Genomic DNA, 15804 nt, shown 5'->3' on the forward strand with positions numbered 1-15804 from the left:
GTAGGCAGCCGTCGGCGGGGCGAGGTTCTTCGCAGCGCATCACCAGTTGCCCAGCAGCGCACTTGACGCCCCGGCCGGGCCGGCGCCGATCGGCGGTGCGTTGTGGGAACAGTGCCGGGCACGCAGCGAGCAGAACCCCTCGGCGACGGGGCCTAACGTCGTTGATGTGCCGCCCCGGGCAACCGGCAGAGCGGCTGACGCTTCATCAATTCACTGCGTTTCCAAGGAAAGAGAAGAACGATGGTTGACTTCGCCAACGTCCACGCCGCTCCGAGCCCGGACCTGCTCACCCCGGACAACGCGATGATGCTGTTCGTCGACCACCAGCCGCAGATGTTCTTCGGCACCGGCAGTGGCGACCGCACCGCCATCATCAACGCCACCGAGGGCCTGGCCAAGGCCGCCAAGATCTTCAACGTGCCGACCGTGCTGTCGACCGTGGCCGCCGAGTCCTTCTCCGGCCCGATCCTGCCGCAGCTCAAGGCCGTCTTCCCCGACCAGGAGATCGTCGACCGCACCTCGATGAACGCCTGGGAGGACGAGGCCCTGGTCGAGGCCGTCAAGGCCACCGGCCGTAAGAAGATCATCCTCTCCGGCCTGTGGACCGAGGTCTGCCTCGTCCTGCCGGCGCTCTCGGCGCTGGACCAGGGCTACGAGGTCTACGTCGTCGCCGACGCCTCGGGTGGCGTCAGCCCGCTGGCCCACGAGCACGCCCTCCAGCGGATGACCGCCGCCGGCGCCGTCCCCGTCACCTGGATCCAGGTCCTCCTGGAGCTCCAGCGCGACTGGGCCCGCACCGAGACCTACGTCGCCGTCACCGAGCTCGTCAAGGAGCACGGCGGCGCCTACGGCATGGGCCTGGTCTACGCCCAGTCCATGATCAACCCGCACGCCGCCGGCTGACGGACCCCCTCGATCCGACGGAGTCCGACATGAACACTGGCCTTCTCCTGCTGCGCCTGGTCGCCGGTCTGCTGATCGCGGGCCACGGCGTCCAGAAGATCAGCTTCCACCTCGGCGGCGCTGGCCTGGAGGGCGGCAGCGCCGAGTTCCGGGGCGACGGCTTCCGCGGCGGCAAGTTCACCGCGCTCACCGCCGGCGGCACCCAACTCGGAGCCGGGCTGATGCTGGCCGCCGGTCTGCTCACCCCGCTGGCCGGCGCGGGCGTCATGGGAGTGATGACCGTCGCCATGACGGTCAAGTGGCCGCACGGGCTGTGGGTGCAGCACGACGGGTACGAATTCCCGTTCGTCCTGATCGTCATCGGTGCGGCACTCACCGCCACCGGCCCCGGACAGTGGTCGGTCGACGCAGCCCTCGGCCTCGCCGAATGGCCTCTCTGGTGCCTGCCGGCGGCCGTGGTCGCCGGTGTGGGCGGCGGCCTGGTCACCAGGGCAGTACTGCACCGGAGTTGAACCGGTCGCGGCCGAACGGGCTCGGGCCCCTGGGTGGTTACTCCACCCGGGGGCCCGAGCCCGTTTCGCCCGCGGGCAGCACGACGAGACACGCGGGCAGCACGACGAGAGGGGGCAGCCCGCGGGCTACCCCCTTCAAGTACTACGACATCAGCCGACCAGTCGAATCAACTCGGCGTCCCAGTCGATCAGTTCGGACTCGACACCGCGCGGCACCAGGGCGAAGCTCTGCTCGTGCAGCCAGCTGCGCACCGGCTCGACCGGAACGTCGATCGCTGCGGTGCCGTCGTCCCCCCGGAGCGTGATCCGCAGCCGGCCGCGGCCGTGGCAGCGGCACGGCGGCGAGATCCTCACGTCCCCCATCCCGGCCGGCCTGCGCAGGCCCTTCCACAGCAGGTCACGGGAGAACTCCCAGGTGCCGACCGCCGGGTCCGAGCCGGGGAACTCCATCACCACCGAGAACGGCGCCTCGCCGCGGTACACGAAGCGCACCGGCAGGTCGATGAACCGGCCGCCCCCGAGGCTGAGTTGTGCGTCCAGTACGGGCGTGGCCGAGTCCGCGTCCGACGCGGGGCCTGGGCCGGGAATCGGATCGCGTCCGGGCACGGGTACCTCCAAGGGCGGTGGAACGACAAAGTGCCGGGCCCGCCGACGAACGGGCCCGGCACTGATGAGCGGGGCGGAGCCTGCCGACGAAACAGGCCCCGCCCCGCGGTCACTCCCCGGTGCTGGGAGCGACGACCAGGTGCTCGGCGAGGAACCAGACCTGGTTCTCGCCGGTGCGGATGATCTGGGAGACCAGGAGGTCCTGGGTGCCGTCGTCGCCGAACTCCGCCGTACGGTTGGCGGCGTCGCGGACGTCGGTCAGGATCGCCTCGTGCGCGTCGAGCAGGCGCGAGAGCATCGACCGGGTGCTCTCGATGCCGTCCGGCGGGCGCGGCACGCCGGTGATCTGCGCGGCGTGCCGCGGGTCGCCCACGGCGACGCCGCCGAGGCTCTGCACCCGCTCGGCCAGCACGTCGATCAGCGCCAGCTGCTCCTGGGCGTGCTTGTCGAACAGCAGGTGCAGCTGGTAGGCCGTCGGCCCGCGCATGCCCCAGTGGCACTTCTTGTACAGCGAGTACAGGAACTGGGTGTCCGCGAGGACCCGGTTGAGCCGCTGGCACGAATACTGCCGGGCATCGTGGGAGAGGGCGATCGGCAGCTGGGTGACGGTGCCGAACTCCTGGATCTCGGGTCCGTGCTGGTGCAGGCGCGGCTGCTGGCTGGTCATGGTGCTCCTGGGCTTCATGGGGCTGCTTGCTACGGCCACCAGGCTAGGAGCGGAAGGCCCCGGGGCCTGTTCCGACGACGCACTGACTGCGGTCGTTCCGCGCACCGGTGAGCCGAGTTGAGCACCCATCACCCGCACGGCCCACCCGTAGCGCTCTCGGACGACACGGGGTGCTCTCAGAGTCAATCGGTCGCCGCCGGCCGGTCGTAGCGTTTGCTCCGTCGCAGCCCACCGCTGCCGAAAGGAAAGGGAAAGACCATGCCGTTCATCACCGTCGGCCAGGAGAACTCCGCCTCCATCGAGATCCACTACGAGGACCACGGCACCGGCCAGCCGGTCGTCCTCATCCACGGCTACCCGCTGAACGGCGCCTCCTGGGAGCGTCAGGAGGCCGCGCTGCTGGACGCCGGCTACCGGGTCATCACCTACGACCGCCGCGGCTTCGGCCAGTCCTCGCAGCCGACCACCGGCTACGACTACGACACCTTCGCCGCGGACCTGAACACCGTGCTGGAGACCCTCGACGTCCGCGACGCCGTGCTGGTCGGCTTCTCGATGGGCACCGGCGAGGTCGCCCGCTACGTGGGCACCTACGGCACCGAGCGCGTCGCCAAGGTCGCCTTCCTGGCCTCCCTGGAGCCGTTCCTGCTGAAGACCGAGGACAACCCGGACGGCGCCGCGCCGAAGGAGTTCTTCGACGGCGTCGTCGCCGCCGTGAAGGCCGACCGGTTCGCCTTCTACACGAACTTCTTCAACGACTTCTACAACCTGGACGAGAACCTCGGCTCCCGGATCAGCGAGGAGGCCGTCCGCAACAGCTGGAACGTCGCCACCTCCGGCGGTGCCTTCGCCGCCTCGGCCGCGCCGTCGACCTGGTACACGGACTTCCGCGGCGACATCGCCCGCATCGACGTTCCGGCCCTGATCCTGCACGGCACCGGCGACCGCACCCTGCCGGTCGACAACACCGCGCGCCCGTTCCACAAGGCGCTGCCGGCCGCCGACTACGTCGAGATCGAGGGCGCGCCGCACGGCCTGCTCTGGACCCACGCCGAGGAGGTCAACACCGCGCTGCTGGCCTTCCTCGCCAAGTAACCCGGACCCGCCAGGCAACCCGGACCCGCCAGGCAACCCGGACTCACCAAGCAGCCCGGACTCACCGGGCGACCCGGACGGCCGGCCGCAGGAGGACCGCACCCGAACCGCGGCCGATCGCCCGCACAGACGTCGGTGCCGCCGTCGCCGCCCCTGGCCCAGTGGCGACGGCGGTACCGACCACCCAGCCCCACCCCAGACCCGCGCCCGGCGTCCGTTCCGACGGACGCCGGGCGCGTCCCACGACCAGGAGGTTCCCCGTGAAGCTTCGCATGGCCCGCCGCATAGTCCCGCTGGTGGCGGCACTCGCCGCCGTGACGGCGACCACCGCCGCCACCGCCGCCCCGAGCAACCAGGGCGCCCAGGGCCAACAGCCCGCCAAGCACGGCCAGTTCGCCGTCGGCCCGCAGTACGACACCACCCACGTCTACGTCGAGCCGGGCACCGAGCAGGCCTTCGTCAAGAGCTGGACGTCCACCTTCGGCGGCACCACGATCGGGCCGGTCTCCACCCAGGTGACCCCGACGCCCAGCCGGACGATGTCCGAGCTGATCGTCTCCCCGGTCGGCACCCTGTCGGTGTTCGACTACACCACGCCCATCCCGTACCCCTTCGGCGCCGAGCGCACCGGCTGGCTGGTGACCGACCTCGACAAGGCCGTCGACGCCGCCCGCGCCGACGGCGCGACCGTCACCGTGAAGCCGTTCGCCGACCCGATCGGCCGGGACGCCATCGTCCAGTTCCCCGGCGGGATCAGCGCCCAGCTGTACGTGCACACCGGCCCGACCTCGTACCCGGCGCTGGCCAGCGTGCCGGAGAACCGGCTGTACCTGTCGCCGGACTCGGTCGGCGACTTCCTGGACAGCTACCTCGCCTTCACCCAGGGCCGGATCGTCTCCGACAACCGCAAGGCCGACGGTGCCGCCATCGGCCTGCCCGGCACCACGTACCGGCTGATCCGCCTGACTTCCGGGTTCGGCACCACCACGGTCGCGGTGACGGACGGCCACCTGCCCTACCCGTACGGCAAGGAGCTCACCGGCTACGGCGTGTCGGACCTCGGCGCCACCCTGGACAAGGCGAAGGCCGCCGGCGCCACGGTGCTGTCCGGCCCGACCCGCGCGGGCGGCCGGGACACCGCGATGGTGCAGTTCCCCGGCGGCTACATCGCCGAGGTCCACAGCAACAGCTGACGGCGATCGGGCGACCGGGCTCCTCACCGCCCGGCCGCCCGTCGGCGTACGTCACTTCGACGTCACCGACCTGGCGACCTCGTGGATGAGCTCCGCGACGGCGACCGGCTGGGAGACGGCCACCGCGTGGGAGGCGTCGGCCAGTTCGAGGACGGTGGCGCCGGCCCGCCAGGCCGTGAACCGCTGGATCGCCGGGGGCAGCGCCCGGTCGGCACCGGCCACCAGTGCCCACGAGGGCTTGCTCCGCCAGGCGGCCACCGTCGGCACGTCACTCAACACCCGTTCGGCGACCGGCCGTTGGAGCGCGGACAGGGCCTGGGCCACCTCCTCGTCGAGGTCGGCGGCCAGGAACGGCCGGAAGCACTCCGCGGGCACCGTGAGCTCCGTCGGACGGCCGTTGGCGAACTCGGTGCGCCGCAGCCGCGGGATGAGCGGCGAGGCCGCGAAGCGGCCGGCGAGCGCGTCATGGCTCTCCCCCGCGTCGGGCAGGTAGGCGGCCACGTAGACCAGCGCCACCACGTTCGGGGCGGAGCCGGCCTCCGTGATCACCGCGCCGCCGTAGGAGTGGCCGACCAGGACGACCTGGCCCTCGATGCCCGCGAGGACCGAGGACAGGTACGCGGCGTCGTGGGCCAGTCCGCGCAGCGGGTTCGCCAGGGCGAGGACGGTCAGGCCGCGGCGGTGGAGTTCGGCGATGACGCCGAACCAGCTGGTCGCGTCGGAACAGCCGTCGTGGACGAGCACGACGGTGGGTCTGGAGGAGGACATGGCGGTCTTTCGGGTGGCGCGCATGGACGGTCGTGGGAGGGGGCGGGGGCGGTCAGCAGGCCCGGCTGCGGCCGTCGGACTGCGCGGCGCAGGCCTGCCACTCGCGCGGCGAGACCCCGAAGGCGTCGCGGAACGCCCGGCTGAAGTGGGAGTGGCTGACGAAACCCCAGCGGTGCGCGACGGCCGAGACGCTGGTCTGCCGGCGGGAGGGGCGCTCCAGCTCGCGGCGGCACGCCTCCAGCCGGCGCCGGCGCACCCACTGGCCGACCGTCGTCCCGTCCTGCTGGAACAGCTTGTGCAGGTAGCGCACCGAGATGTGCTGGGAGCGGGCGATCGTCTCGGGCGAGAGGTCCGGATCGGCGAGGCTCTCCTCGATGTGCGCGCGGATCCGCGCCAGCAGCTCGGCCGAGCCGCCCGGCGGCTCCGGGCTCTCCTGGTCCAGCAGTTCGGTCACCAGGATGGCGAGCAGGTCGGAGACGCTGCGCGCGAGCCGGCTGCCCGGCCGGTGCGTCCGGGCCTGGGTGGCGAGGGTGCGCAGGAACTGGGAGGCGAGCGAGCCGACGCCCTCGTTCCCGCGCGCCAGCAGTCCGCCGGTGCGCCGGACGTCTCCCTGACGCACGCCCAGGTAGAAGCAGGGCACCCGGAACCGGACCATCCGGCACTCCAGGTCCGTCAGCAGGCCCGCCGGATGCGGGGTGGTGCCGATCAGCAGGTCCCCCGGCGCGAGCACCACGCTGACGCCGTGGCGCCGCACCGAGGCCGCGCCCCGGACGTGCAGCGCGACGTGGAGGCAGTCCTCCGGGTCGGTCCCCGGCGGCGGGACCAGGACGTCGATGCAGCCGTCGCGGACGGCCCGGTCGAGCCGGCGGTACTCGGTTTCGGGCAGGGTTGCGGGCAGGATTTCGGGCAGGATTTCGGGCATGGGCGAGGGACCCGACGGGATCACGGGAGGCTCCGACCGGTTCGAAGGGTGGTGCACGATTGCTGGGGGGAACGAGCAGCGGCTCGTCGTGACGATTCTTGCCGCCCACCCGCCCCGTTGACCACCGACCGACGTAGGGATTGCCCGCCGAACCTTCATCGCTCTGTAGCAACGGCCCGCCCGCCGGTGCGCGGAACATCGTGCGGCGATGCACGGTCGGAACATCCTCGTCGCGACCGCGTTCCTAAGGTGAGGGGCGACTCCACCTCCCCCAGGAGGACCTCCATGGCCACACACCGTTCCGTCTCCGGTCCCCAGCCCCACCCGGAGGCGGACAGCACCGACCTCACGCTCCAGGCCCGGCTCCTCCTCGGCGGGCACGAGACCGTCGACGTTTCCGCACTGCGCGGCGACGGCGGAGATCGCGCGGCGCGCCGCGCCGGGGCGTGCCAGCTCCCGGCGCGCCGCCTCCAGCCGGCGGCGACGGATCCAGCCGCCGACCGTGTCGCCCTGGCTCCGGAACAGCTGGTGCAGGTAGCGCAGGGAGATGCCGTGCCGGTCGGCGATCGTCCGGGGCGACAGGTCGGGATCCCCGAGGGAGTCCTCGACGGAGGCGGCGACGCGCTCGAAGAGCAGTTGGACGGCGGACCGCTCGCCCGGGACCGTTCGTGAGGCGTGGTCCTCGGCCAGGGTCGCGAGCAGTTCGGCGATGGCCCGCGCGGCGCGCAGCCGGGTCGCGTACTCCTCGGCCTCGTCCCGGGCGGCGTCCGCCTCGGCGGTGACGATCAGCGCGGGCGGCAGCCCGGCGAGCAGGTCGGGGCCGGCCCGCAGCGGGCTGGCGGTCCGTCCCCGCGGGCGCCGAGCCCGCGGTGAAGGCCGACCTGACGCCGCAGGAGCTCCAGATCGCCGAGTTGGCGGCCCAGGGGCTCACCAACCGGGACATCGCCTCGCGGCTCTACCTCTCGCCGCGCACCGTCGGCTACCACCTCCACAAGATCTTCCCGAAGCTCGGGGTCAAGTCCCGGGCCCAGCTCCGGGACGCCCTCTCGGAGTGAGGTGACGCGGCGTCACACCGGCGCCTTCCCATCGAACAAGAGTCCGCGCGCCGAAACGCACGTACGATCGGTGGCGCGTCTCCAGGGTGGCGTGTCGCCGGATCGTTCCCTCCGGCCGATCCCCACTCGCCTTTCACTCCGAAGAAAGGACACCATGCGCATCTCGACCCTGATCCAGGCCTCCGCGGTGGCCCTCGCCGCGGTGGCGGCGGGCGCCCTCACCGCTCCCGCCCAGGCCGCGACCCTCCCGCTGGCCTCCCCCCGCATAGTCGCGCACCTCGACCTCGCCCAGGGCCGCCAGCCGGAGAACCTCACCCTGCTGCCGAACGGCGACGTCGCCGTCACCTTCGCCACCTCCCGCCAGATCGGGCGGATCGACCGCCACGGCGCCGTCCGCGTCATCGCCACCCTGCCCGTCCCGGCGGCGGGCGCGACCACCCCGGTCGTGGAGGCCCCGTTCCTCGGCGGCATCGTGTGCGACGACAGCGGCGCCCTCTACTTCGCCTACTCGACCGGGGACGCCGACCTCACCGGCATTTGGAAGCTCGCCCCCGGCGGCACCCCCAGGCGCATCGCCGCCCTGCCCGCCGACGCCCTGCTCAACGGCCTCGCCCGCGACGAGCGCACCGGATACCTGTACGCCGCCGACTCCGCCCTCGGCACCGTCTGGCGCGTCCCCGCCACCGGCGGCACCGCCGTCCGGTGGGCGACCGGCACCGAACTGCGGCCCAACGGCTTCATGGGCGCCAACGGCATCAAGGTCCACGACAGGGCCGTCTGGGTCAGCAACGTCGACAACGGCACCCTGCTGCGCATCCCGCTCCGGGCCGACGGCACCGCCGGCCCGACCCGGACCGCCGCCACCGGCCTGACCGGCATCGACGACTTCGCCTTCACCGGCCGCGGCAACCAGGTCCTGGCCGCCCTCTACGCCGCCAACCAGGTCGCCCTGATCGCCGACAACGGCACCCACACCATCGTGCTGGACCAGGCCGACGGGCTCCAGAGCCCCACCTCCGTCGCCATCCGGGGCGACCGGGTCTGGATCTCCGACGCCGCCTACCTGACCCAGCAGGACCCGAACCTGCTCACCGCCCGCCTGCTCGGAAACGACTAGCGCGCGAAGGGCCGGCCGCCGCGAGGCCCGCACAGAGCGCTCTCGGTCGACACCGGGTGCGCTCACGGGCGATCGGTGACGGCGGTCGGCCCTAGGGTCTGTCACAACCCGTGCGGCCCGAAAGACAGGTAAGACCCCATGCCGTTCATCACCGTCGACCGGAAGAACTCCGCCTCCGTCGACCTCCACTACCAGGACCGCGGCACGGGCCGGCCGGTCGTCCTGATCCACGGCTTCCCACTGGACGGCCGCTGCTGGGAGCGCCAGGAGGCCGCGCTGCTGGACGCCGGGTACCGGGTCGTCAGCTACGACCGGCGCGGCTTCGGCCGGTCGTCCCGACCGGTCACCGGCTACGACTTCGACACCTTCGCCGCCGACCTGAACGTGCTGCTGGAGACCCTCGACCTGCGGGACATCGTGCTGGTCGGCTTCTCGATGGGCACCGGCGAAGTAGCCCGCTACGTCTCCTCCTACGGCCCGGCCAGGATCGACAAGGTCGTCTTCCTCTCCTGTCTGGAGCCGTACCTGCTCAAGACGCCCGGCAACCCGGACGGCGTCGCCCCGCAGGAGTTCTTCGGCGGCATCGTCGAGGCCGTGAAGGACGACCGGTACGCCTACCACACCGCCTTCTTCTACGACTTCTACAACCTGGACGAGAACCTCGGCACCCGGATCAGCGAGGACGCCCTGCGGCACAGCTACGACATCGCCGCGGCCGGCGGTGCCTTCGCCGCCTCGGCCGTGCCGACCACCTGGTACACCGACTTCCGCGGCGACATCACCCGGATCGACATGCCGGCCCTGATCCTGCACGGCACCGGCGACCGCATCCTGCCCGTGGAGAGCACCGCGCGCCCGTTCCACAAGGAACTGCCCGCCGCCGAGTACATCGAGATCGACGGCGCCCCGCACGGCCTGCTGTGGACCCACGCCGAGGAGGTCAACGCCGCGCTGCTCGCCTTTCTCGCGAGGTAGCCCGGTCTCACGCCGCCACGTCGCCTCCCGGCGGCCGGGCTTCGCCCCAGGGCCCGCAGTCCCTGGAGCTCAGGTGCACCACCACCGGGTCGGGCCCCGACCCGCCGTTCCTGCTCGCCTGCCACTCGCGCGGGGAGATCCCGTACGCGGCCCGGAACACCCGGCTGAAGTGGCTGGCGCTGACGAACCCCCAGCGCCCGGCGACCGCCGCCACCGTCGTCCGCTCGGCCGCCGGGCAGGCCAGGTCCCGCCGGCACATGTCCAGCCGCTGCGCCTGGATCCAGCGCGACACCGTCACCCCCTCGAAGCGGAAGAGCTTGTGCAGGTACCGCACCGACACGTAGTGGGCGGCCGCGATCCGCTCCGGCGAGAGGCCCGGCTCGCCCAGGTGGCACAGGATGTAGTCCTTCACCCGCACCAGGGTGGCGAGGGCCGCCTCGGGCGCGGTGGGGACCGACCCGCCGCGCTGCTCCTGGGCGAGCACCGCCAGCAGGTCCAGGGCGGTGGTGGCGAGCCGGCCGGCGATCCGCGGATCCAGCGAACCGACCGTCCCGGACAGCCGCTCCAGGTAGGCCGCCACCAGCGCGGCGGTGCCGCCCCGGGTGTCGAAGGCCCGCGCGGTGAGCAGCCGCAGGTCCTCGTCGCAGACGCCCACCGCCGAGCGCGGCCAGTGGAAGGCGGTGAGGGCGAAGGCCTCGCCCTGTTCCTTGGCGAACGGCCGTCCGGCGTCGGTGATCGCGAAGGTGCCCGGGCGCAGGTCGACCCGGCGGCCGTCCTGGACCAGCCGGGCCGTTCCGCGGCGCTGGAGCGCCAGCGTGAGCCGGTCCTTCCCGCCGCGGGCGATCAGGTTCTCGCTGCGGACGATCCGCTGCGGACCGGCCTGCACCAGGGAGACCTGTACGGCGCCCAGGCGGTGGCTGGTGATCGTCGCGGGAGCGGGCGAGCGTTCGAGCAGGGCCACGTCCAGCGGGACGAAGGTGCGGCACACCGCCTCGCGCCAGTAGGCGGCACGGTCGGGAAGCGCGACGGCGGCGGTGTCGAAGATGACGGACAAGAGCGTTCCTCGGGCGGCGAACGGACACCGGACCGCTCCATCACACCCCGGGCCACCGCCCGGGACCAGGAAGAACAGCAGGAGGAAGTCGTTCTGCCCCGATCTCGGCGAGCCCTCACCAGGGCCGGCGGTGCAGCGCCATGTGCACCGTGTCGACGATCTGGATCAGCGCGGCCCGGGTGGTGCCGGTGGGGTGGAGTTCACCGACCAGCAGGAAGCCGTGCATCACCCCCTGGTAGCGGGTCGACACCACCGGGACCCCGGCCGCGCGGAGCTTGGCCGCGTACGCCTCGCCCTCGTCCCGCAGGACGTCGGCCTCGGCGGTGACCACCAGGGCCGGCGGCAGTCCGGCGAGTTGCTCCAGGGAGGCGCGCAGCGGCGCGGCCGTCGCCTCCGTTCGGCGGTTCGGCTCGGGCAGGTAGTCGTCCCAGAACTTGCGCATGTGCTCGCGGTGCAGGAAGTACCCGGTGGCGAAGCGGTGGTACGAGGTGGTGTCGAAGTCGGCGTCGGTGACGGGGTACAGCAGCACCTGGTGCGCCAGCGGCACGTCACCGCGCTCCCCGGCCAGCAGGGTCAGCGCCGCCGCCAGGTTGGCCCCCGCGGAGTCCCCGACGACGGCGATCCGCTCCCCCGCCAGGCCGATCTGGTGGCCGTTCTCGTGGATCCAGCGGGCCACGGCGTGGCACTGCTCGACGGCCACCGGGTAGCGCGCCCCGGGTGCCCGGGCGTACTCCACGTACACCACGGCGGCGTCGGTGCCCAGCGCGAACTCCCGGATCAGCCGGGCGTAGCAGTCGGCGTCGCCGAGCGACCAGCCGAGGCCGGGCAGGAACAGCACCACCGGGCTGGGTTCGGCGGTGCCGACGGGTCTGGTGACCTGGATGTGCACCCGCTCGGTCGGCCCGCAGGGCAGCGCGAGCCACTCCGAGGTGACGCCGCAGGGGTCGTCCGGGTCCTCGTACCCGTCGCGGGCCGGTTCTTCGCTGGTGAAGGTGTCGGGGAGGGAGTCGGCGAGGAAGGAGAGGTCCGGCAGTTCCGTCGCGGACCGGCCCGCTCCGGCGTCCAGGAACTCCTGGAGCGCCCGGTCGAGCACCGGGCGCCGGTCGGGCTGGGGTGTGGGTTCGGACAACTCATCGCTCCTGGCCTGATCGGAATGGCGCGGCAAGCGACGCCTGCCCTGACACGGGCTCGGTCCGCGCCCGGCGGAAGGTCAGCCCTTCGAGGCCTCGCCCGCGCCACCCGACGGTACTGCCGGGCAACCGGCCACACTGGCCTGATCGTGCACGGATCTCCTTCCAGGGTAAGCGACTCGTCAGCCGGTGTCGGTCCACAGCGCGCGCCACTCGCGCGGCGGAATCCCGTAGGCGGCCCGGAAGGCCCGGCTGAAGTGCGCCGGGTTGACGAACCCCCACCGCTGGGCGACCGCCGACACCGACGGCGCGCTGTGGCCGCGGCGGGCCAACTCGCGGGCGCAGGCGTCCAGTCGGCGCTGCTGGATGAGCCGGCCCACCGTCGACTCCTCGCTCTCGAACAGCCGGTGCAGGTACCGCACCGAGACGTGGTGGGCCTGGGCGATCGTCTCGGGCGACAGGTCCGGATCGCACAGGTGGCCGTCGATGTGCTCCCGGATCCGCCGCAGCAGGTGGTCGTTCGCGGGGCGCGGCCCCGCGGTGGGCCGTTCGGCGGCCAGTTGGGCGACGAGGGTGCCCACCAGGTCGGCGACGCTGCCGGCCAGCCGGTCGCCGACCGGCGGGGAGTAGGAGTGGGCGGACTCGGCGAGGTCCGCGAGGAAGGGCATCAGGACGGAGCCGAAGCCCTCGGCCGAGGTGACGGCCGTCCCCGCCGCGCGCCGCAGTTCGCGCTCCGGCACGCCGAGCAGCCGGCGCGGCAGGTGGAACAGGTGGGTGCGGAAGGGCTCGGGGTAGTCGACGGAGTACGGCCGCGCGGTGTCGTACAGGATGAGCCCGCCTTCCGCCGCCTCCGCCCGGTGCCCGTCCTGCACCAGCACGGCCCGGCCCGAGACCTGCACTCCGACGCCGACCTGCGGTTCGGCCTGTGAGGTCCGGGCGATCAGGCCCGCGGTCCGGGACATCCGCGCCGCGTCCGCCTCCAGGGTCGAGATCCGGACGTATCCGAGCCGGCTCGACACCAGGCTTCCTTCGAGCGGTCGCCCGTCGAGCGGGCGCACCTCGACCGGCACGGAGGTGCGGGAGATCTCCTCGCTCCAGGAGGCCGCGGTGTCGCCGGCCGGGGCCGAGGTCGTCATCTTCTCGCTGTTCATCGGTTGCGGCTCCTCAGACCAGGAGGCCCGGTGCGGGGCACGACTCGGCGGCGTCGTGGATGAGTTCCGCGACGGCGGTCGGCCGGGAGACGGCCACGCTGTGGGAGACCTCGGGCAGTTCGAGGACGGCGGCGCCGGCCCGCTCGGCCGTGAAGCGCTGGATCGCCGGGGGCAGCGCCCGGTCGGCACCGGTCACCAGCGCCCACGAGGGCTTGCTCCGCCAGGCCGCGAAGGCCTGAGTGTCCGTCAATACGCGTTCTGCGGCCGGTCGTTGGGATGCCGCCAGGACCAACGCCAGCTCCGCGTCCAGGTCGGCCGCAAGGAGCGGCCCGAAGCACTCCGCGGGCACGGTGAGCTCTGCCGGACGGCCGTTGGCGAACTCGGTCCGCCGCAGCCGCGGGATGAGCTGTGAGGGGGCGAAGCGGCCGGCGAGCGCGCAGTAGCTCTCCCCCACGTCGGGCAGGTAGGCGGCCACGTAGACCAGGGCCACCACGTTGGGGGCGGAGCCGGCTTCGGTGATCACCGCGCCGCCGTAGGAGTGGCCGACCAGGACGACCGGGCCCTCGATGCCCGCGAGGACGTCGGCCAGGTACGCGGCGTCATGGGCGAGCCCCCGCAGCGGGTTCGCCACGGCGAGCACCGTCAGGCCGCGCCAGTGGAGTTCGGCGATGACACCGAACCAGCTGCCGGCGTCGGAACAGCCGTCGTGGACGAGCACGACGGTGGGCCGGGTGGACTGCATGACTGCCTTCTGACGGAGGGGCGGGTTCAGGAGGGGTGGTGGCCGTCGGCCTGCGCGGCGTAGGCCTGCCACTCGCGCGGCGAGACCCCGAAGGCGTCGCGGAACGCCCGGCTGAAGTGGGAGTGGCTGACGAAGCCCCAGCGGTGCGCGACGGCCGAGACGCTGGTCTGCCGGTGCGACGGGCGCTCCAACTCCCGACGGCAGGCGTCCAGTCGGCGCCGGCGCACCCACTGGCCGACCGTCGTCCCGTCCTGCTGGAACAGCTTGTGCAGGTAGCGCACCGAGATGTGCTGGGAGCGGGCGATCGACTCCGGGCCCAGGTTCGGATCGGCGAGGTTCTCCTCGATGTGGGCCCGGATCCGCGCCAGCAGCTCGGCGGCACCGCTCGGGTGCTCCGGCCCCTCGCGCTCCAGCAGCTCGGTCACCAGGATCGCGACGATGTCGGAGACGCTGCGCGCCAGGTGGTTGCCCGGCCGGGCCCGGTGCGCCCGGGCCTGGGTGGCGAGGGTGCGCAGGAACTGGGCGGCGAGCGAACCGACGCCCTCGCTCCCCCGCGCGATCAGCCCGCCGGTGCGCCGGACGTCTCCCTGGCGCACGCCCAGGTAGAAGCAGGGCACCCGGAACTCGACCATCCGGCATTCGGCGTCCCGCAGCAGGCCCGCCGGGTGGCGGGTGGCGCCGATCAGCAGGTCGCCGGGCTCCAGCACGGTGTTGACGCCGTGGCGCCGGACCACGGCCGCGCCCTGGACGTGCAGGAGGACGTGGAGGCAGTCCTCCGGGTCGGTGCCGGGGGGCGGGGCCAGGACGTCGATGCAGCCTCCGGGCACGGCCTGGTCGAGCTGGTGGTACTCGGGTTCGGGCAGGGGTTCGGGCATGGGTGAGAAACCCGACTGGATCACGGGGGGCTCCGGGTTCGAGGGTTCGGTACAGGTGCTGGGGCTCGCCGCGCCTCGCCGAAGGGGCGGCGGAGGGGATCAGGAGGGGATCAGGAGAGGCTCAGGGGGAGTCAGGAGAGGAACTTCTCCACGACGACGTTGAACGCGCCGGGGTTCTCCAGGAACGGGAAGTGCGAGCTCGCCACGGACTTCGGGAACACGTGGAGCCGGGCGCCGGGGATCCGCTCCGCGATGTAGCGCTGGGAGGCCGGGTCCACGTGGCTGCCCTCGCAGCCGAGCACCAGGGTCGGCACGTCGAGGCAGTCGAGGACGTCGCGCCAGTCCTGGGCGCAGTGGTCGAAGAGCAGCGGGACGCCCGCGTACGCCGGGGTGGCGCGGATCTGCTCGGTCACGAAGGCGAGCACCTCGGGGTCGGTGGCGCCGCTGAACATCGAGCGGACGAAGTCCTCGCGGACCTGCGCGCCGTCCGGGCCGGCCAGCGCGGCGCCCAGCTCCAGCAGCCCGGCGACGTCGAAGATCGCGCCGCACTCGCGCTGCTCCGTCTCCGTCATCCAGGGCACCGCCGCCACCGCGGCCGGCTGGTCGACCACCACGAAGCGGCGGATCCGGCCGGTGCCGTACTGGTCGACGAAGCTCCACCACACCGAGGCGCCCATCGACCAGCCCAGCGCGTCGAAGGAGTCCAGGCCCAGGTGGTCGACCAGGTCGAGGACGTCGCGGGCGAACCGCGCGATGCGGTAGCCGTGGCGCGGTTTGCCGGACCGGCCGTGGCCCCGGAAGTCCACCGTCACGACGCGCCGGCCGGGCGCCAGCCCCTCCACCTGGTGGCGGAACATCTCCTGCGTCTGCCCCCAGCCGTGGAGCATCACCAACGGGACGCCGTTGCCGCCGCTGTCGCGGTAGGCCAGGCGCACACCGTCGTTCGTGATCAGTTCGTGCATGGTGCTCGTTCTCGTCCGTTCTTCTCGGCTCGTGGATCGGGGGTGTGACGTCGGCAGGCCGCTTGGGGAGGAGCGGT

At 72.8% G+C, this 15804-nt stretch carries 18 protein-coding genes and 1 pseudogene; 8 read left to right on the forward strand and 11 right to left on the reverse strand.

Features of this window, described 5'->3' with window-relative positions; genetic code table 11:
* Positions 1–240 precede the first annotated feature (240 nt).
* Together QWJ13_RS01890 and QWJ13_RS01895 are read left to right on the forward strand one after the other, a co-directional pair.
* Positions 241–903, forward strand: coding sequence for a hydrolase (locus QWJ13_RS01890; protein ID WP_316520057.1), 663 nt, complete (start codon positions 241–243; stop codon positions 901–903).
* Between the two features lie 29 nt (positions 904–932).
* Positions 933–1415: a DoxX family protein gene (locus QWJ13_RS01895; RefSeq protein ID WP_316520058.1), complete on the forward strand. Its 483-nt coding sequence runs from the start codon at positions 933–935 to the stop codon at positions 1413–1415.
* 150 nt (positions 1416–1565) lie between these two features.
* On the opposite strand, the gene QWJ13_RS01900 is transcribed toward QWJ13_RS01895, so the two are convergent.
* Positions 1566–2021, reverse strand: coding sequence for an SsgA family sporulation/cell division regulator (locus QWJ13_RS01900; protein WP_316520059.1), 456 nt, complete (start codon positions 2019–2021; stop codon positions 1566–1568).
* A gap of 109 nt (positions 2022–2130) precedes the next feature.
* Positions 2131–2688, reverse strand: coding sequence for a Dps family protein (locus QWJ13_RS01905; RefSeq protein ID WP_316520060.1), 558 nt, complete (start codon positions 2686–2688; stop codon positions 2131–2133).
* A 258-nt stretch (positions 2689–2946) separates the two neighbouring features.
* Between QWJ13_RS01905 and QWJ13_RS01910 the strand changes: the two genes are divergently transcribed.
* Together QWJ13_RS01910 and QWJ13_RS01915 are read left to right on the forward strand one after the other, a co-directional pair.
* Positions 2947–3783 carry an alpha/beta fold hydrolase gene (locus QWJ13_RS01910; protein ID WP_316520061.1) on the forward strand — a complete coding sequence of 279 codons (837 nt, stop codon included), beginning with the start codon at positions 2947–2949 and terminating at the stop codon, positions 3781–3783.
* Between the two features lie 260 nt (positions 3784–4043).
* The gene (locus QWJ13_RS01915; RefSeq protein WP_316520062.1) at positions 4044–4976 is read left to right on the forward strand and encodes a VOC family protein; all 933 of its coding nucleotides are present in this window, start codon (positions 4044–4046) and stop codon (positions 4974–4976) included.
* 51 nt (positions 4977–5027) lie between these two features.
* On the opposite strand, the gene QWJ13_RS01920 is transcribed toward QWJ13_RS01915, so the two are convergent.
* Positions 5028–5744, reverse strand: a complete 717-nt coding sequence (locus tag QWJ13_RS01920) for an alpha/beta fold hydrolase (protein ID WP_316520063.1) — start codon at positions 5742–5744, stop codon at positions 5028–5030.
* Between the two features lie 52 nt (positions 5745–5796).
* Positions 5797–6666, reverse strand: a complete 870-nt coding sequence (locus tag QWJ13_RS01925) for a helix-turn-helix domain-containing protein (RefSeq protein WP_316520064.1) — start codon at positions 6664–6666, stop codon at positions 5797–5799.
* Positions 6667–6951: 285 nt separating this feature from the next.
* Between QWJ13_RS01925 and QWJ13_RS34275 the strand changes: the two genes are divergently transcribed.
* Positions 6952–7338 carry a hypothetical protein gene (locus QWJ13_RS34275; protein WP_349256124.1) on the forward strand — a complete coding sequence of 129 codons (387 nt, stop codon included), beginning with the start codon at positions 6952–6954 and terminating at the stop codon, positions 7336–7338.
* 60 nt (positions 7339–7398) lie between these two features.
* On the opposite strand, the pseudogene QWJ13_RS34280 reads toward QWJ13_RS34275, so the two are convergent.
* Positions 7399–7497: pseudogene (locus QWJ13_RS34280) on the reverse strand (alpha/beta hydrolase fold domain-containing protein); the annotation flags it as partial.
* 38 nt (positions 7498–7535) lie between these two features.
* Here QWJ13_RS34280 and QWJ13_RS01935 point away from each other — a divergent pair.
* The 3 genes from QWJ13_RS01935 (at position 7536) to QWJ13_RS01945 (ending at position 9813) form a co-directional block, all read left to right on the forward strand.
* The gene (locus QWJ13_RS01935) at positions 7536–7721 is read left to right on the forward strand and encodes a helix-turn-helix domain-containing protein (RefSeq protein ID WP_432277411.1); all 186 of its coding nucleotides are present in this window, start codon (positions 7536–7538) and stop codon (positions 7719–7721) included.
* Between the two features lie 154 nt (positions 7722–7875).
* The gene (locus QWJ13_RS01940; RefSeq protein ID WP_316520065.1) at positions 7876–8838 is read left to right on the forward strand and encodes a hypothetical protein; all 963 of its coding nucleotides are present in this window, start codon (positions 7876–7878) and stop codon (positions 8836–8838) included.
* 138 nt (positions 8839–8976) lie between these two features.
* Positions 8977–9813 carry an alpha/beta fold hydrolase gene (locus QWJ13_RS01945; RefSeq protein ID WP_316520066.1) on the forward strand — a complete coding sequence of 279 codons (837 nt, stop codon included), beginning with the start codon at positions 8977–8979 and terminating at the stop codon, positions 9811–9813.
* Positions 9814–9820: 7 nt separating this feature from the next.
* Here the strand turns inward: QWJ13_RS01945 and QWJ13_RS01950 are convergent, their stop codons facing one another.
* The 6 genes from QWJ13_RS01950 to QWJ13_RS01975 all read right to left on the reverse strand — a co-directional run bounded on the left by QWJ13_RS01950 (position 9821) and on the right by QWJ13_RS01975 (position 15727).
* Positions 9821–10867 (reverse strand): AraC-like ligand-binding domain-containing protein, encoded by a 1047-nt coding sequence (locus QWJ13_RS01950; RefSeq protein ID WP_316520067.1) that lies wholly within the window; start codon positions 10865–10867, stop codon positions 9821–9823.
* A gap of 115 nt (positions 10868–10982) precedes the next feature.
* On the reverse strand, positions 10983–11996 hold the full coding sequence (locus QWJ13_RS01955; protein ID WP_316520068.1) for an alpha/beta hydrolase: 1014 nt from the start codon (positions 11994–11996) through the stop codon (positions 10983–10985).
* A 183-nt stretch (positions 11997–12179) separates the two neighbouring features.
* Positions 12180–13148: an AraC-like ligand-binding domain-containing protein gene (locus QWJ13_RS01960; protein WP_316520069.1), complete on the reverse strand. Its 969-nt coding sequence runs from the start codon at positions 13146–13148 to the stop codon at positions 12180–12182.
* Between the two features lie 13 nt (positions 13149–13161).
* Positions 13162–13890 (reverse strand): alpha/beta fold hydrolase, encoded by a 729-nt coding sequence (locus QWJ13_RS01965; protein WP_316520070.1) that lies wholly within the window; start codon positions 13888–13890, stop codon positions 13162–13164.
* Positions 13891–13916: 26 nt separating this feature from the next.
* Entirely contained in the window at positions 13917–14765 is an 849-nt protein-coding gene (locus QWJ13_RS01970; RefSeq protein ID WP_316520071.1) for a helix-turn-helix domain-containing protein, read from the reverse strand.
* Positions 14766–14896: 131 nt separating this feature from the next.
* Positions 14897–15727, reverse strand: coding sequence for an alpha/beta fold hydrolase (locus QWJ13_RS01975; protein ID WP_316520072.1), 831 nt, complete (start codon positions 15725–15727; stop codon positions 14897–14899).
* Positions 15728–15804 lie beyond the last annotated feature (77 nt).

The organism is Kitasatospora brasiliensis (genome assembly GCF_032654805.1).
GTDB lineage: Bacteria > Actinomycetota > Actinomycetes > Streptomycetales > Streptomycetaceae > Kitasatospora > Kitasatospora brasiliensis.

Bases quoted from the DNA above. Each gene is read 5' to 3' on its own strand.
- QWJ13_RS01945 (WP_316520066.1), top strand. From the start codon at position 8,977: ATGCCGTTCATCACCGTCGACCGGAAGAACTCCGCCTCCGTCGACCTC.
- QWJ13_RS01975 (WP_316520072.1), bottom strand. From the start codon at position 15,727: ATGCACGAACTGATCACGAACGACGGTGTGCGCCTGGCCTACCGCGAC.
- QWJ13_RS01905 (WP_316520060.1), bottom strand. From the start codon at position 2,688: ATGACCAGCCAGCAGCCGCGCCTGCACCAGCACGGACCCGAGATCCAG.
- QWJ13_RS01890 (WP_316520057.1), top strand. From the start codon at position 241: ATGGTTGACTTCGCCAACGTCCACGCCGCTCCGAGCCCGGACCTGCTC.
- QWJ13_RS01895 (WP_316520058.1), top strand. From the start codon at position 933: ATGAACACTGGCCTTCTCCTGCTGCGCCTGGTCGCCGGTCTGCTGATC.
- QWJ13_RS01960 (WP_316520069.1), bottom strand. From the start codon at position 13,148: ATGAACAGCGAGAAGATGACGACCTCGGCCCCGGCCGGCGACACCGCG.
- QWJ13_RS01940 (WP_316520065.1), top strand. From the start codon at position 7,876: ATGCGCATCTCGACCCTGATCCAGGCCTCCGCGGTGGCCCTCGCCGCG.
- QWJ13_RS01925 (WP_316520064.1), bottom strand. From the start codon at position 6,666: ATGCCCGAAATCCTGCCCGAAATCCTGCCCGCAACCCTGCCCGAAACC.
- QWJ13_RS01970 (WP_316520071.1), bottom strand. From the start codon at position 14,765: ATGCCCGAACCCCTGCCCGAACCCGAGTACCACCAGCTCGACCAGGCC.
- QWJ13_RS01920 (WP_316520063.1), bottom strand. From the start codon at position 5,744: ATGTCCTCCTCCAGACCCACCGTCGTGCTCGTCCACGACGGCTGTTCC.
- QWJ13_RS34275 (WP_349256124.1), top strand. From the start codon at position 6,952: ATGGCCACACACCGTTCCGTCTCCGGTCCCCAGCCCCACCCGGAGGCG.
- QWJ13_RS01910 (WP_316520061.1), top strand. From the start codon at position 2,947: ATGCCGTTCATCACCGTCGGCCAGGAGAACTCCGCCTCCATCGAGATC.
- QWJ13_RS01965 (WP_316520070.1), bottom strand. From the start codon at position 13,890: ATGCAGTCCACCCGGCCCACCGTCGTGCTCGTCCACGACGGCTGTTCC.